At 62.4% G+C, this 14,642-nt stretch carries 17 protein-coding genes; 9 read left to right on the top strand and 8 right to left on the bottom strand.

Features of this window, described 5'->3' with window-relative positions; genetic code table 11:
- Positions 1–142: 142 nt before the first annotated feature.
- The 4 genes from OKA05_RS29110 to OKA05_RS29095 all read left to right on the top strand — a co-directional run bounded on the left by OKA05_RS29110 (position 143) and on the right by OKA05_RS29095 (position 2,088).
- A complete protein-coding gene (locus tag OKA05_RS29110) occupies positions 143–499 on the top strand; it encodes a hypothetical protein (RefSeq protein WP_264490751.1) in 357 nt (118 codons plus the stop codon).
- A 145-nt stretch (positions 500–644) separates the two neighbouring features.
- Positions 645–1,085 (top strand): hypothetical protein, encoded by a 441-nt coding sequence (locus OKA05_RS29105; protein ID WP_264490750.1) that lies wholly within the window; start codon positions 645–647, stop codon positions 1,083–1,085.
- Positions 1,086–1,346: 261 nt separating this feature from the next.
- The gene (locus OKA05_RS29100; protein WP_264490749.1) at positions 1,347–1,544 is read left to right on the top strand and encodes a hypothetical protein; all 198 of its coding nucleotides are present in this window, start codon (positions 1,347–1,349) and stop codon (positions 1,542–1,544) included.
- A gap of 76 nt (positions 1,545–1,620) precedes the next feature.
- Positions 1,621–2,088 (top strand): tetratricopeptide repeat protein, encoded by a 468-nt coding sequence (locus OKA05_RS29095; RefSeq protein WP_264490748.1) that lies wholly within the window; start codon positions 1,621–1,623, stop codon positions 2,086–2,088.
- Between the two features lie 454 nt (positions 2,089–2,542).
- Here OKA05_RS29095 and OKA05_RS29090 read toward each other — a convergent pair whose 3' ends face one another.
- Positions 2,543–2,875 (bottom strand): hypothetical protein, encoded by a 333-nt coding sequence (locus OKA05_RS29090; RefSeq protein WP_264490747.1) that lies wholly within the window; start codon positions 2,873–2,875, stop codon positions 2,543–2,545.
- A gap of 588 nt (positions 2,876–3,463) precedes the next feature.
- On the opposite strand from OKA05_RS29090, the gene OKA05_RS29085 reads away from it, so the two are divergent.
- Both OKA05_RS29085 and OKA05_RS29080 read left to right on the top strand, forming a co-directional pair.
- Positions 3,464–4,324 (top strand): HAD-IIB family hydrolase, encoded by an 861-nt coding sequence (locus tag OKA05_RS29085; protein ID WP_264490746.1) that lies wholly within the window; start codon positions 3,464–3,466, stop codon positions 4,322–4,324.
- A gap of 588 nt (positions 4,325–4,912) precedes the next feature.
- Entirely contained in the window at positions 4,913–5,278 is a 366-nt protein-coding gene (locus tag OKA05_RS29080) for a hypothetical protein (protein WP_264490745.1), read from the top strand.
- 314 nt (positions 5,279–5,592) lie between these two features.
- Here OKA05_RS29080 and OKA05_RS29075 read toward each other — a convergent pair whose 3' ends face one another.
- Entirely contained in the window at positions 5,593–5,718 is a 126-nt protein-coding gene (locus OKA05_RS29075) for a hypothetical protein (protein WP_264490744.1), read from the bottom strand.
- Positions 5,718–7,169 carry an ATP-binding protein gene (locus tag OKA05_RS29070; protein WP_264490743.1) on the bottom strand — a complete coding sequence of 484 codons (1,452 nt, stop codon included), beginning with the start codon at positions 7,167–7,169 and terminating at the stop codon, positions 5,718–5,720. The genes OKA05_RS29075 and OKA05_RS29070 overlap by 1 nt, the downstream gene beginning before the upstream one ends.
- A gap of 235 nt (positions 7,170–7,404) precedes the next feature.
- Here OKA05_RS29070 and OKA05_RS29065 point away from each other — a divergent pair, with 235 nt between their 5' ends.
- The gene (locus tag OKA05_RS29065; protein WP_264490742.1) at positions 7,405–7,857 is read left to right on the top strand and encodes a hypothetical protein; all 453 of its coding nucleotides are present in this window, start codon (positions 7,405–7,407) and stop codon (positions 7,855–7,857) included.
- A 601-nt stretch (positions 7,858–8,458) separates the two neighbouring features.
- On the opposite strand, the gene OKA05_RS29060 is transcribed toward OKA05_RS29065, so the two are convergent.
- From OKA05_RS29060 to OKA05_RS29040, 5 genes are all read right to left on the bottom strand, one after another.
- On the bottom strand, positions 8,459–10,378 hold the full coding sequence (locus OKA05_RS29060; RefSeq protein ID WP_264490741.1) for a hypothetical protein: 1,920 nt from the start codon (positions 10,376–10,378) through the stop codon (positions 8,459–8,461).
- Between the two features lie 2 nt (positions 10,379–10,380).
- Positions 10,381–11,211: a PP2C family serine/threonine-protein phosphatase gene (locus tag OKA05_RS29055; RefSeq protein ID WP_264490740.1), complete on the bottom strand. Its 831-nt coding sequence runs from the start codon at positions 11,209–11,211 to the stop codon at positions 10,381–10,383.
- A 32-nt stretch (positions 11,212–11,243) separates the two neighbouring features.
- A complete protein-coding gene (locus OKA05_RS29050) occupies positions 11,244–11,924 on the bottom strand; it encodes a vWA domain-containing protein (protein ID WP_264490739.1) in 681 nt (226 codons plus the stop codon).
- 173 nt (positions 11,925–12,097) lie between these two features.
- Complete coding sequence (locus OKA05_RS29045; RefSeq protein WP_264490738.1) at positions 12,098–12,679, bottom strand: helix-turn-helix domain-containing protein; 582 nt, start codon at positions 12,677–12,679, stop codon at positions 12,098–12,100.
- A 9-nt stretch (positions 12,680–12,688) separates the two neighbouring features.
- Entirely contained in the window at positions 12,689–13,075 is a 387-nt protein-coding gene (locus OKA05_RS29040) for a hypothetical protein (RefSeq protein ID WP_264490737.1), read from the bottom strand.
- A 174-nt stretch (positions 13,076–13,249) separates the two neighbouring features.
- On the opposite strand from OKA05_RS29040, the gene OKA05_RS29035 reads away from it, so the two are divergent.
- On the top strand, positions 13,250–13,876 hold the full coding sequence (locus OKA05_RS29035; protein WP_264490736.1) for a hypothetical protein: 627 nt from the start codon (positions 13,250–13,252) through the stop codon (positions 13,874–13,876).
- A 109-nt stretch (positions 13,877–13,985) separates the two neighbouring features.
- Positions 13,986–14,483 (top strand): hypothetical protein, encoded by a 498-nt coding sequence (locus OKA05_RS29030; protein WP_264490735.1) that lies wholly within the window; start codon positions 13,986–13,988, stop codon positions 14,481–14,483.
- Positions 14,484–14,642 lie beyond the last annotated feature (159 nt).

Raw genomic sequence — 14,642 nt, 5'->3', positions numbered from 1 at the left:
CACTTTCAAACCCTGCCAGGACCGGCTTTCCGTCTCTAATTTTCAACGAAATCGGCCTTAAGTAAGTGCCATTCGTCGCTGCTCCTTATGCGAGATTCCTTTCATCGTGCGGCGGGATGGGGTAGGAGATCCGGTCAAGGTCATGATCCACGATGTGCATGTGTCGGTGCGGCTCGCGCTCTTCCAGATGAGTGCGGTGGTGCTGGGTGTCTTCATGACGCGGGCGGCCTTCATGGGCGCTGGCTATCCGGAGGCGAATCTGAACTGGAATGGGCTGGCCCTGATCATCCGCAATCATGGGTATGTGCTGATGCTGGTGCCGGTGGCGTGGACGGCCGCGTCGGTGTATTTCGAGCACTACGGCAGCGGCCAGTGGTCGCAGCGGTGGACGGTGATCAGCGGGGTGCTGCTGGTGGTGGCGCTGGGGTTCCTGTTTCTCTGGTGCTTCGCGAATCCCTACAGCGGGCGGATGCGGATCTCGGAGATGGGGAACATGTAGAGGGTTGAGTTGAGAGTTGAGAGTTGAGAGTTGAGAGTTGAGAGTTGAGAGTTGAGAGTTGAGAGTTGAGAGGTGAGGGTTGCCGGATTGATGCATGCCTGATGCTGGATTGCAGGGGCGGGGAGTTTCTGTTGGGGTGCGGGGAATGTCTCCACGCCCTTTTCATCGATCGCGGTTGTTCTGGCTCGGCGTGCTTGGGTCGCTGTTCCTGATATGGGTGTGGTGGGACTCGGGCGCGAAGGGGACGATGGTGCAGTGGGGCCGGGGGGAGAAGGAGCACGAGGTGTGGCTGGGCGACGGGGTGGTGGGCTGGCAGGGGACGACGCATCTGGATGGATACAGCGCGGGGAGCGACCTCACCGGTCATCGATACGCGATGCTGAACCAGGATGAGGAGAAGGCTGTGCGGTTCGATTTTCCGCCGGCGCTCTCATCGGAAGCGGAGACGACGGAGACCGTGAGGACGAAGGAAGTGGAGGTGGCGCTGTGGGTGATCGTGGTGTGCCATGCGGTGGCGTGGCTGGGGATGGTGCTGTGGTGGCAGCGGCGGAAGGGGCGGGTGGCGATGGTGCCTCAGGGCAAGTGAGTTTTCCGAGGGCGGCAGCGCCGCGGGCATGGGGCTGGCTTCTCCCTGTGGCGGCGCGGAATGGACGCCGGAGGCTCTGGGACTGCTGCGGTCATCCGCAGCTTTTGAATGGGACGGGACGGAGGTTCTTTCTCGGGCGATCGCAGCGATCCTGGAAGGTCGGCTCGGTCCACCTGGTGGGCCGTCTCCACCCTTCACTCGAGAGCTGCGAAAAAATCGCAGCAGTCCGAGGGCGGCTGCGCCGCGATCATCAGGCGGGCCGTGATGGTGAGGCCGTGGCGGCTGGATCCGCGGCGCTTGGGCGGCTATGCGGAGTATCTGGATTTCGATTGCCGGGGAGTCGTGAACATCGACCGGGATCTGGCGGAGGAGTTCTTTCCGAATGGGGTGGTCCCGCCGGTGTATGGGGAAGTGAATCGCCGGGGACTACGTGACCGGAGAATCGGTCCCGCGCTCTAGGGCAAGCAGCGGGTGTGACCTCTGCTTGCCTGCTTTGCTTGTGTGATGGTGGTCTGGGTGTTAGGGGAAGAGGGAGATGAAACGAGGGATTTTTTCGCTGATGGGTTCGCTGCTGGCGGTGCTGGTGGCGGGTTGTGCTGCGCCGGGCGGTTCGTCGCGGGTGGGGATCGATCAGGTGCCGATGTATGGGGGCATGGACCGGGAGGCGGTGCCGGTCTTGAAGGAGGGCGACAGGCAATTCATCGAGGGCGCGAGCTCGGCCTTCGGCGGTCGCAAGGCGGCATCGAAGGCGTGGGCGGACCGCGGGTTCCGGCTCTACGCGCAGGGCGATGCGAAGACGGCGATGGCGCGCTTCAACCAGGCGTGGCTGCTGGACGCGAAGAACCCGGAGAGCTTCTGGGGATTCGGCCTGATCCTGCGCGACCGCGGTGACTTCGAGGGCGGGCGCAAGATGCTCCGCCGTGCGCACGCGATGGGGCTGCGGGAGAAGAGATTCGTGGAGACCTATGGGACGATGGGGGAGTGGGAGAGGAGTGGGGGGTAGGGTAGGAAATTGGGAGATTGAGAGATTGGGAGATTGGGAGATTGGGAGATTGGGGCTGGGATGGCAGGGATGGATCGGATGATCACTTGGTCCATAGAGGCTGGCTCGATCGCAATAGCCGTCGCGATCCCTCTTATCTGCGTTTATCAGTGTCCATCTGTGGTGAATCGCATCAGTCGATTTGAGATGAGCCCGTTCCCAAAGTGATCAACCGCAGATTACGCAGATGGACGCAGATTAAGAAGATTGGCTGGGATGGCTGGGATGGCTGGGATGGGATGGATGGGATGGATGGGATGGAGAGATTCCCAAATGCCCATGGGTCTTCCAGGCGGAATGAATTGCCCAGAGGAAGTGAGTTTGCCCGGGCCACTTCCGCTGCGCTCCACTTCCGCGTTCCCAGTGTGCCGGTGGCGCTTGGGGGAATCATTTCATCCGCCGTCATTCATCCCGGTCATTCGGATGGCTCTTCGTCTTCGTAGGGGAAGGTGGTGAAGGGGCCATACCAGCGGCCGCCGTGGAGTTGGAGCTCTTGCAGGTCGGCATTGCCGGGGTAGCCGACTTCCTCGGTGTCGTGGTCGATGCCTTCGAGATCGAGCTCGAAGGCGGCGTAGATGTCGATGGGGCGGTAGTGGTCCTCGATCAAGAAGCGCTCGGCGAGATCGAGGGCGTCGCGCAAGACGGCGGCGCTGACGTAGACATTGACGAAGGCGCCGGCGGCTTCCTCGGGAAGCTGGCATCCTTTCATGTGGCCGACCTCGACCTCGACTCGGAATACGCGGCTCATTCGTGTGGATCTATTCCATCTCTACCGGCGGACTGGGACGCCGGGTCTGGTCTGGCAAAGGAGGCAGGGGAATGTGGGTTTTTCAAGGGAAACCGGTGGTGGGGTGGGGTTGCTGGGGATGGCGAGGGTGGCGCCGGGATTGTTTCGAGCTGTTAGATGAGGCGGTCGGCAGGCTGCATTCGAAAGCTGCGGATGACCGCAGCAGTCCGAGGGCGGCTGCGCCGCGGTGATGGGGCGGGCCTCTCCTGGTGGGGGCGCGGAATGGAAGCCGAAGGCCCTTGGAGTGCTGCGGTGATCCGCAGCTTTTGAATGAATGGGGTGGCTGTTGACTCTTGGTGGTCGCAGCGATCTTGGAGGGTTGGTTCAAGCTAACTGGATAAGCTGTCTCCACCCTTCACTCGAGAGCTGCGGATGACCGCAGCAGTCCGAGGGCGGCTGCGCCGCGGTGGTGGGTTGTGATTCCTCCGGGTGATCACCACGATGAAATCTTGCGATTGGAGTCATCGCGGACGGGGCCTAGGTTTGGGGTGCCTGCTGGTTTCCCGATGATCCTGGCGGGCGAGAGGAACCTGGGGAATCCGCGGGGCCATGATGGTCCTGGATTCGCTGCAACTTCGCACGATTATGATGATGAATACTTACGACGAGAGTTCAGGCGGTGTGCGTCTGGCGGCGATCGATCTGGATGGGACGCTGCTGGGGCCGGACCTGGGCATCAGTGAGGAGAACCGCGGGGCGATTGAGCGGCTTGCCAGTGCGGGGATCGAGGTGGTCCTGGCTTCGGGCCGTCACTACCGGTCGATGAGGCCGTATGTGCGGCAACTGCCGCAGGTGCGGTGGATCGTTTCGTCCCAAGGGGCGGAGGTCGCGAGGGCGGACCGGTCGAGCATCGTGGCGCAGAAGTTCCTGCGGGATGCGGACGTGCGCTCGTTGATCGATGCGGAGTCGCGGCGCGATTTCACGGCGGTCTATTACACGGCGGATGAGGTCTTCACGGCGGCGCGGGCGAATGGCGATCTGGATGCGTATGCTTCGATGTCGAACCCGGTGCCGGTGCATGCGTCGCATGCGGAGCTGTTAGGCATGCAGGTGCAGAAGGTGCTCTGGCTGGGTGAGCCTCGCGCGGTGGCGGGGTTGAGGGTGGATGAGGGTCTCGCGGCGCTCGGCTTGCAGGGCGTGCAGACGGTGGATTGCGTTTATGAATTCATGCCGGTGGAGACGACGAAGGCGACGGCGCTGGAGATCCTGTCGGCGAGCCTCGGGATGGGCCGCGGGAACGTGGTGGCCTTCGGCGATGGCGAGAACGATATCCCGATGTTCGATTGGGCCGGGCTGTCCTACGCGATGCCGCATGGCTGGGAGAATGCGCTTTCCCGGGCGACGCACGTGGCTCCGCCGGGCCCGCCGCAGACGGCGTTTGCGCGGGCGGTGGAGGAGTTGTTGGGTTGATTGGGTGATTGGGTTGTTGGGTTGATTGGGTGATTGGGTGATTGGGTTGATTGGGTTGATTGGGTTGATTGGCGGCGACATTGTTGTCGCCGGGGATGAGAGGCGGAGGTAGGAGTGAATGGCACGGGATCGTGGCCGTTTCTAACAGTGGATTTAACCGCAGAGACGCAAAGGTCGCAGAGGATCGCGGAGATCCCTTTTTGGGAAGCGTGAATCCGGAGCGATCGCTAGATCGTAATCCTTCCCCTTTCTCTGCGTCGCTCTGCGGCCTCCGCGCCTCAGCGGTCAACTCCATCAGTCCCGGGGATTGTTCGGGACAGGAGTGTCCCCTTTCTTCTTGGACTCCGGGATCGCTTCAAGCTGTTAGATGAGGATCGCCGCGCCCTGCATTCAAGAGCTGCGAAGGATCGCAGCAGTCCGAGGGCGGCTGCGCCGCGGTGATGGGGTAGAGCCGCAGAGAAACTGCATGGGGAATCTGCTGACAAATCGTTCCGGCGGTGGGGTTGAGACGGTGCCGCGTGCGCATATCGACCCTGATCCGGGCGAGAGGTGAACCACGGCCGTCGCAAGCGTCCCTACACTGCACTCATGAAAATCATTCCCTTTCTCGCCGCGTTGTTTCTTTTGGTAGTGCCGGTGCCAGCGATGAGTTTTGGGCCCCAGGCGGAGCCGGAGCTTCCGCTGGAGAAAGCGCTGGAGCTGGCGAAGGCGTATGCGCGGGAGCAGAAGATGGATCTGTCCGGCCACTATCTGGATCGCGTCTGGGCTGGCTGGCAGGAAGGGCAGGAGGGACGACGCTGGATCGTATCGTGGTCGCCGAAGCCGGAGCAGAGGAAGCCGGGAGGCGGGTGGATTATCGTGACGGTGAAGTTCGATGGGACGGTGGAGCAGAGAAAAGGAAGGGTGCCTTGGTTGTACAGGGAGCCGTCGGAGCGGGTGCTGCCGCCGAAGTGAATGCATTGGGAGCGGGAGGGGCGGCTGTGTGGGGATGTCGGGTCTTGCTTTGGTTTGTTAGATGGGGTGTGCCTCACCCTCCACCCGAGAGCTGGGATCCTTCGCTGCTTTCGAGGGGCGGGTGAGGTGGGCGGATTCTAACAGAGCGGGTCTTCGACGGCTGCTGCTGTGGCGGGAGCGCTGGTCTTTAGATAGACCGGCATCGAGGGACCATTCGGGCCGGTCTGAAGACCGGCGGTCCCGGGGAGCTGGATCTTGCGGGCGGGATGAATTCCGCGTTCCCAGTGTGGCGTGGTGGCGTCTCTCGTGCTTGCTTACGGCTTCTTGGCGGCGGTGACCTCGCGGAGGAGGAAGGTGGTGAGGTGGGTGGCGATCCCGTGGAGGAATTCATACGGGCCTTGCGGTGAGGTTTGATCTGTCGCCTTCCATGCCGGAATCATCACGAGGAAAGCCAGTAGCAGGCGAGAGGCGCGGGGATGGCGAGGATCTTTGCGTCTAGCAAGGCGCGTTCGCGTCCCGGCCTTGCGGATGGCACGTCCAGCAGTCCGAAGTCTTCCCAGCGCCGGGTGATGAGGTAGCCTTGGGCGATGCCGTGATTCTCGAGGAAGAGGCGGAGGCCCTTGAGCTTGCCGAGATCGACCTTCGTGTCCTGATACTTCACCTCGAATGGCACGAGCCGCTCGCCGATCTGCGCGATCAAGTCCACCTCAAGATCCTTTTTCGCCTTGTCCCGCCAGTAGGTGAAGACCGGTTGATCGGCGTAGTAGCGGGTGAAGACGTGCTTGAAGAAGGCCGTCTCCACTGCGGCGCCGAGGCGATCCGGCCGATCTAACAGCTTGCGACCGAGCAGCAGCACCGAGCCGGGCAGGGCGGCATCGGCCAGGTAGATCTTCGGTTTTCCGCGCAGGACTTCCTTGCCATAGCCATGGGGACGCAGGCGGTAGATCAGGTGGGTGGATTCGAAGAGTTCCAGGAAGTTGTTCACTGACTGTCGGTTCACGCCATCCAGTTCCCGCGAAAGGGCCGCGACATCGACGATGCCGCCGTCGTGATAGCACAGGTAGAGGAAGATCTTCTCCACCTCCAGCACCCGGCGGACGCCATAGAGGGCGGTCATGTCGCGCTTGAGGACCTTGTCCACGATGTCCTCCCGCAAGAGGCGCTGGCAGCGCGTGAGGTCCGACACGCTCGCTGGCTCGGGGAAGCCGCCTCGCAGCAGGTAGTCGTGGAAGTGGGGCGTGAGTGACTTCGCGAGCGCCGCGGTGCGGGCGAATTCGGCGGGGCTCCACTCGAAGCATGGCTTCAACGACCTGGCCTCGGGCACGGGGCCGGGATCGATGCCGCGGAGCTTGAGGAATTCGCCAAAGGACATGGTGGCGAGCGGCAGCGTTTCCCAGCGGCCAACACCGGACTCCACCTTTGAATCATGGAGCGGGCTGGCCGAGCCTGTGACGACGATGCGTCGGCCGCGCTTGAAATCGACCTGATGTTTCAGCCACGTTTGCCAGTCGGCGACGTACTGGATTTCATCGAGGAACAGCCACTGGGGTTGGCCGGCCACCGGGACAAACAACTCTTCCCACGCGGCCAAGGTACGCTCGAGCCCGGCGAGCTTCAGGATGGGGTGGTCAAAGGTGGCGTAGAGGATGTTTCCGGCGGCGGCACCCTCGCGGACGAGCTGGCGGATCGCTTGTCGCAGCAGGGTGGTCTTGCCGGTCTGCCGGGCGCCGCCAAGCACCAGGGCGCGCCGCGAATCGGTGTCCTTCATCCACGTGCGGATGGGCACGGCAGCCGACCGCTCCCACTCCGAGAGGTCGGTGACGGCTTGGGACGACCACCACGGATTGAATTCCTGGAGGACGGCGAAAAGCTCGGTTTTTGGGATTTCCATGCTTAATGGGTCTAATTAAGCACTCTATAGAGTGCTTAATCGAGAGAATTAAGCACAATTACGCTAATTTCGGTCAAACTAGGGGGATGGGCGGTGGGTTGGATTCCGATCGGTTTTCTTCTTGGAGACGCCGGATCGGATGGGTGGGAGCTGCTTGGCGATGTTTTGTGGAGGCACGGGCGGGGTCCCTTTTGCCTTCCTGATGCGCGGTGGGTGGTGCTATGCTCGGGGGTGGATGAAGGGCTTGCTTTCCAGGTGCTGCGCGTTGGCGCTGTTTCTGCCGGTCGCGGTTTTTGCGGTGGGTGTGGAGGAGGAGAAGCAGCGGGAGCGGAAGGAGGCGGTGGCGGGCTTGCTTGGTGATTACGACGTGATCGCGCTGGCTGGTGCGGCGGGTGGCGTGGAATTTCTGAAGGAGCCGAAGGACATGGATCCGAAACTGAAGGCAGGCCTTACGGTCGCCTTTGGGCAACGGGGGAGACTTTATGAAGGGTGTCTCTGCTTGCGGAAATCTTCGGGGGGTATGTTTTACTCCGCTATCCGTCCTCAGGGTGAAGTGAGGTTGCGGCCAATGAAGGGGAAACCGCTTGTGACGGAGATCGAGGAGATCGCGCGAATCCTGGATGAGGAGAAGGCGCAGGAGAAGAAGAAGGCGGAGGCGGAGGCAGCCCGGCGGGTGGAGAAGAAGTGAAGGGTGAGGGCGAGGGCTTGGTGGTTTTTGGCGATGAGGATGAGAGGTGTGAACGGGTGTCCGGGAATTGTGGGTCGTTTCGATCTGTTAGATGGGGTGGACTTCATCCTTCACTCGAGAGCTGCGGATGACCGCAGCAGTCCGAGGGCGGCTGCGCCGCGGTGATGGGGCGGGGCGCTGCGGTATTGCCGCCTTTCAGGGTAATGGGCTTGGGCTGTTAGGTCCCGGGGCGACGCGTTGCTTGCCCCGGGCTGAGGGATGGCGCGCCGTTGGCGCTGGGGAATGTGGGGACAGGCAAGGGTGAGGACGGCTTGTCCGGTAAGTTCCGCGGTGTCACCACCGCGCCTACTGAGTGGGGGGCGGACTACTAGGGTTCCAGGAGCGGCATGCGGAGTGTGCGGGCCACTTTGCTTGCGGCCGGGGATGCGAATGCACCGCGCTTGAATAGGGCGCGATGGCGGTGGGCTTGGAAGCTGTCTGAAAAACAACTTCGGAACCGCGTGTCCTTGAGATTCCGGATCGGGGAACCAAGGCGAAGGGGCGAGACGCCCCTCCAACGGACTGGAGCGAGACGCTCCAGCTACATTTTTCAGACAGGGGCTTATCGCAGCGAGACGAGATCGACTTCGGCCTGGTGGAGGGCGGCGGAGGTTTCCTGGAGGGTTTGCTCGAGGGTGGCCCTGCGGTTGACGATGGCCTGGCGGTATTGCTGGAGGACGGCGGGGCCGGTGCGGAGGCGGCGCTCGAGCTCGGCGCGCTTGATGGCGATGGCGCGGTCGAGGGCCATGACTTCGGCGCGATCGACTTCGGAGGCGGGATTGAAGTGGAACTTCCTTTCCAGATCGTGCCGCCAGTCCATGAGGGCGGAGGCGAGTGCGTCGCCGAAGCCGGGGACCTGCAGGATGGCGCTGAGGCTGAGGTCGGCGGCGGTCTCGATGCCGTAGGACTCGAGCATGGCGGAGCGGGCGGTGCCGATATTCGGGATGCCGGCGCGATCGATGCGCTGCTTGTCGAGGTGGCTGACCAGCGCGTGCTTGTGGCGATCCCTGACGAGCTCCTGGTAGCGGCGCTCGCGTTCGTTTGGCAGGTTCAGCCAGTCGGCGTGAACCATCTGGAGTTCGCCGAGCTTTGCCTGGAAGCTGTCGGCCTCGCGCTTGGTGGCGTATTGCTCGCGGAGGTCATCCATGCGCGCGGAGAGTTGTGAATGGATCTCGGCGAAGGGCTTGATGCGTCCCTTCGCTGTGATGGCGATGGCATAACCGATGGCCGCGGCGATGATGGACCATAGCAGCCATAGCGAGCCTTCGACGGAAGCCGCGGCGAAGAACAGGATGACGCCGACGATGATGCCGATGGAGCGGCGTTCGGTGCGCTTGGCCTTGGCGACCTCCGCCGGGAGGGATGGCCCGAGCACGACGGCTGACGCGGCTGGCATCCAGTGGACGGAGCCGGGATTCTGCACGCCCTGGATCTGCTGCCAGACGAGGGCGATGCCGACGCTATCGGCGACGCCGCCATTCAGCGGGATGCCGAAGAGGATGACGCCGATGCTCTCGATGGGGCACCAGGGGCAGGTGCCATGGCCGCGGAAGAAGTAGTGGGTGGGATTCGCGCCGCATTGCTCGAAGCTTTTCTCAAGCCGCGATAGCTCGGCGACCCATGTGGCGGCGGTGGGCCGGCCGCCGTGGGCGATGCCCTCGCGGCTGAATGCCTGCTCCCATAGCGCGGCGATCTCCGGCGAGGCGGCGTGGGGCCGGGCCGTGTGCGGCGGGGGCTCCATATTCGTGAGCGCGGCGCTACTACCATAGGCGTAGCGGAGCTGGCCGATGGCCTTCGGGATGGGCATGTCCTCGGGGCCCTTGTAGCGGCCGGCGAAGGGATGGCGGCCCATCTGGAGGAGCTGGAAGATCATCACCGCCAGCCCGAAGTTATCATGATTCGCGGTGCGCGGGGTTTCGCGGAATGACTTCTGCTGGAGCTCCGGCGGGGTGAATTGATCGGTGCCGACCTCGCAGAGATAGGTGCGGCCTTGCCAGGAGATCTGGAAGCTATCGCAGTCGATGATGCGGATGGTGCCGTCCGCAGTGACGCGGATGCCGCCGTGATTCACGTCCGCGACGAGGCAGCCGGCGTGGTGCAGGGTGTGGAAGGAGCGCGCGAGATTCAGGGCGGCGCAGACCAGCAGACGCCAGTCCGCGTGGGGGAACTCGGCGAGCCGGCTCTTCGGCCCGTAAAGGGAGTGTATGTCCTTTGACGAGGCCATCCGCTTCATGAGGAAGCCGCCGATGCGGCCATCGGGCTTGTAGAGGACGTCCTGCGGCCAGGCGGTGAGCTGGGCGATCTCCGGGGTGAGGAGGCCGGGCATGATCTGGAGCTTGGCCGCGCGCTCGGTGCTGATATCCTTGAGATAGACCTTGGCGACGAGGTCGGGGTCATCGGCGAGGGCATAGACGGCGCCCTCGCCGCCCTTGCCAAGCAGGCTACCGAGACGGACTGCTCCACTCCGGCTGCTGAGAGTCATGGTCAGGCTTCCTCCAGGGGTAAACCAGCGCGCGCCAGTGTGACGGCCTCGTGGAGGGCGGGAGCGGAGGTCGAGCAGCGGGTGGCGAGGATCAGGGTCTTATCATCATCCGTGCGCTCGCAGACGTGCGGCAGGGTGAGGTATTTCCCGAGCTGCCCGGAGAGCGTTTCGCTGAGGCCGTGAGAGTCGAGCGATCTAACAGGCTGGAAGATGTCATCGAAGAATCGGGCGTGAACGGTCTGCGTGGCGAAGTGGAGGACGAGGGACTCGATGCCATCGGTGAAGACGGCGAGCTCCTCGATGGGGCCCTCGGTGACATCGCACTCCAGCACCTCGCTCGCCGTGGGCTCGGTGATGAAGTAGGTGGTATTGATGAATTGGCCGTGCTGCGGCCAGAAGACGTAGCTCCAGGTGTCGCCCTCGGGACGGACGACCATGGCGCCATCGCCGACCTGGAGGAATGCGGCGTGGGTGGGCGAGACGACGGCGGCTAACAGCGTGCAGGCGAATTCGCGGATATCGAGTGCGAGGTCGTCGGCGGCCTTTTGGATGGCGGCCTGGACTTCTGTTAGCCACTGGAGGGCCAGCTCCTTGGTGATGTCGGCGACTTGCAAGCCGCTGCTGATGGCTGCCCTCAGCTCTTCCATCAGCCGCTTGCAGGCGAGCGCGGAGCCTTGGTCGGAGTGCGTGGCGCTGCCCGCGCCATCCGAGGCGATGAGGATGAGGATGCCGTCATTCCCATCTGCATCTGCATATCCCTCGGCGCCGATGAACTCTACCAGGTGCGAATCCTGGCAGGGGACGCCGGTGCGCTCGTGCGATGTGCCGGCCACGGATGCGGCGGCGAAGCGCCACCCGGTCGCACTCATCCCACGCTTGCCCAGCCCTCCGGTGCGGTGGGATTTGTCAGGGGAATCGCATCGCCGGGAGTGGACCGTGAGACGGCACCCATGGAATTCGAAAGCCACTGGAAGAGCTCGCGGAATTGGAGGCCCTTCAGCTTGAGCGGTGCGCGTGAGGAGATCTGGCCGAGGATGTCCATGTTCGCGCCTTCCACGCCGACGGCGAAGAATTGGAAGCTCTTCGAGGCCTCGCCTTCTCTAACAAGTGCGGCGGCTGCTTCCCATGAATCGGTGGGCGCGCCATCGGTGATGAGGAAGATCCATGGCCGGTAGTAGGCGACGCCATTCTGGCGATAGACTTCCTTTCGCTGGCGGACCATCTCGAGGCCGCGGGTGATGGCCGCGCCCATGGGCGTGTCGCCGGTGGAGGTGAGGCGTGGCGGGAAGAAGGTCTCGGCGGTGGTGAATTCGGTGGCGACCTGGACGGGGCCGAAGGTGACGATGCCGACCTCGACGCGCTTCGCTGCCATGGCGTCGGCGGTGAGCTCATCCTTGAATTGGGAGAGGCCGGCATTGAGCTCGTCGATGGGCGCGCCATTCATGGAGCCGGAGGTATCGAGCAGCAGCAGGCAGGGGCAGCGGTTCTCGGGATTCTCCGCGAAGGTGGCGGCGTCGAAGGGGACTTGTTCGAATTCGTTGGTCATCAGATCGGCGGCGAGGGGAGATGGAGAGAGGGGCTAAGTCGATGGATGGATCGACTAACGGAAGGAATGGTGGTGATTTTGCGGGGGGAGGCAATCCTGAGAGTGGTGCAGATTGAAATCATTGCGCGAAAAGCGGCTCAGGATCGTTGGTCAGGATCGTTGGGAAAGCCCTCTCAGGCTGTCGCCTTTTGTTTAGCAGATGCCTTCGGCGTGATATCTGAGGCGTGACATAGGTCCTTGTCCAGAACCCTGAATTGGCTTGTTTTGGCTCGGGTCACTGAGGCGGGAAGCTTGTCAAAAGCGTCCACCAAAAACGCCATTAGATTGAACCCGGCTTCCCCAAAGAATTTGGCAACGCTATGAGAGAAATCGGAATCCTCCTCTTTTCCGGAAGCGAGCGATGCCAGCTTCTCCAGGTCATGCTTCATCGCAAACGCGTGGCTTTTGACGCTTTGCACCAGGCTCATGGGAGGGCCGATCTGAATGGTCATCGGTGAGTCAACGGCCGCTGAATACCTGGCGATTTCGCCTAGCGTCACGTCACAGTCCAGGGATGCTTCGAATTTCGAAACGGCGCTTTGTGTGATGCCGATGGACTCGGCCACTTCCCTTTGTGTTAGCCCGGCTTTGATCCTCTTCGCAATCAGAGCGCGAACGATCGAAGAGCCTTTGAGAAGCTCTTCAAATTCCGAGACGGCTTCGGGTTTCCCGTGCTTCTTCAGTAGGTCGGAAACAGACTTGAATTTCGTGCTCATTTTGTTGGATCAGTCCTCCTGTTGGGATTCCTGCAGAATTTTCTCAACCTCCCTGGAGGCGAACTTGATGTCCCTGGCTTGCTCCCTTTCTCCCTTCCCTCCTACGCAAAGTAGGTGAAGAGTCTTTGATTTCAAATTGGAATACGTATACGCCCGGGTTTCTTTCATTTTAGGGCGCTTCGTTCCGTCCGGGTAAGCGCCGCCGCGCTGGTCGACTGCCTTGATTCCTTTTGGCTCCGGATGAAGAAATCCAAGCTGAACGTGAAGTGGGTTTTTGCACTGATTGAGAGCGTCTTCGTAGACCTTGAGGTTGAATGCGATTGCCGCTTGCTCGTTCGGGCCGAGCTTTTCGAAGTCGCGCAAAAATTGGTCCGTAGCTTCCAGGGTCCAGCTCATCGGGCAGGGGTGTCAAAAAGGGGAATATTCCGGATTGGAATGTTGGTCAACCTAATTACCGCGAGATGCCAATGTGTTTCATGCTTGAGTGCTCACGCATTCGCGGCTGGTTTTATCCCCACGAACAAGCGGAGTACCGGGGAAGGCCCCGCTGCGCAGGGGGGCGCCTAACAGATGAAGCCGATCGAATATCCTGAGCCCGGAGGAGCTGGCGCGGAACGTGGCCGCGGGCGGGTGCGGGAGATGATCGTGCTGCGGGCGGAGCGGTTGCACTGGGTCGCTGATGACGGGCGGGATGATCCGACCGATCTGTGCGCGCATTCGCCGGTGACGTGCGAGATCGATGGCGAGGTGATCGTGTCGCCGGCTGACGGCGACTGGACCGTGAGCGCCGCGGCGATCTTCCTGCTTCGTGCGCTGGATCGGGATCACACGAAGGACTCGCCGGTGGGCGGCCATATCTTCCCGTGCTGCGGGAATGTGATCCACGATGCGGTCGAGCCGGAGGTGGTCATCTGCGGGTGTCCCTCGGGGATCGACTTTGAGATTTGCCGATCCTCCGGAGCTTACGAGATCCGCCTGGACGATGGGCGAAGGATCTTGGTGGCGGAGGAGCGGTGGAGGGAGGCGGTGGTGCGGTTCTCGGATGAGATGCGGGCATTTTATGCGGGCTCGCAGGTGAAGAAGCCGGTCGATAAGGATGGCCGGAAAGGTTTCAAGGCGATGATGGGCGAGTGGGAGCGGCTGCGGGCGAGGTGTGCGGGGGGCTGGGGTAGGCGATGCCGGGAGGAAGGGAGATGAGTGACCCTCAATTGATCTGTTAGATCAGCCGCTCCTTGTTTCGCGGACGAATCCGGCTTTCTGAGGCTTTTACCTCCGTGGGGCCGTGGGACCCTGGATGGGATCGATCATGAGAGCACTCGGCACGGTGGTGACGGAATGGGACATCTTCGCTCCGCTCCTGGGACTGGGACTGGTGGTGGTGCTCATTGGCACGGCGGTCTTCAGCATCGTCCGGCATCGGGACCGGTGGTGGGGAATTCTGCAGGCTGTCTGCTGCGTGGTCGCGGCGGTGGGGATCGTGAGGTCGTTCCTGATCCAGCGGGAGGAGGAAGCCGAGTCCTACCGCGTGTTCCAGACGGAAATCGATCTGGGGTCGCTCGTCTCCCGGGCTAGATCTCTGCGTATCTTCCGCCGCGATCTGCAGGACGCGGATGGCGATGCGCTGATGGGGGCCTTTATGGCGGATCTAACCGTAGGGGACTACCACCACATGAAGAACGATGCAGGGGCGCTGGTGGACCGTTGGAAGAATCCGATTCGCTTCGAGGTCGATGCGGATGGAGGCGTGGTGGTTGCTTCGTCCGGCCCGGATGGGGCATTCGGGACCGGGGATGATCTTCGTTGAGGCGGCGTGTTTTCGCAATGAATCGCTTGAGGGGGCGATCACGCATGTGGCGTGCTTCCGCCACAATTTCCTGCGCGATCTGAGAGGCTGTCTGAAAAATGCTCAGGCCGCGATTCTGGTGAGCATGCGCTTGGTCATGGAGAGATAGATTAGCGCTTC

The sequence above is a fragment of the Luteolibacter arcticus genome, from assembly GCF_025950235.1.
Lineage (GTDB): Bacteria > Verrucomicrobiota > Verrucomicrobiia > Verrucomicrobiales > Akkermansiaceae > Haloferula > Haloferula arctica.
This window is presented reverse-complemented; position numbering and strand designations above follow the sequence as displayed.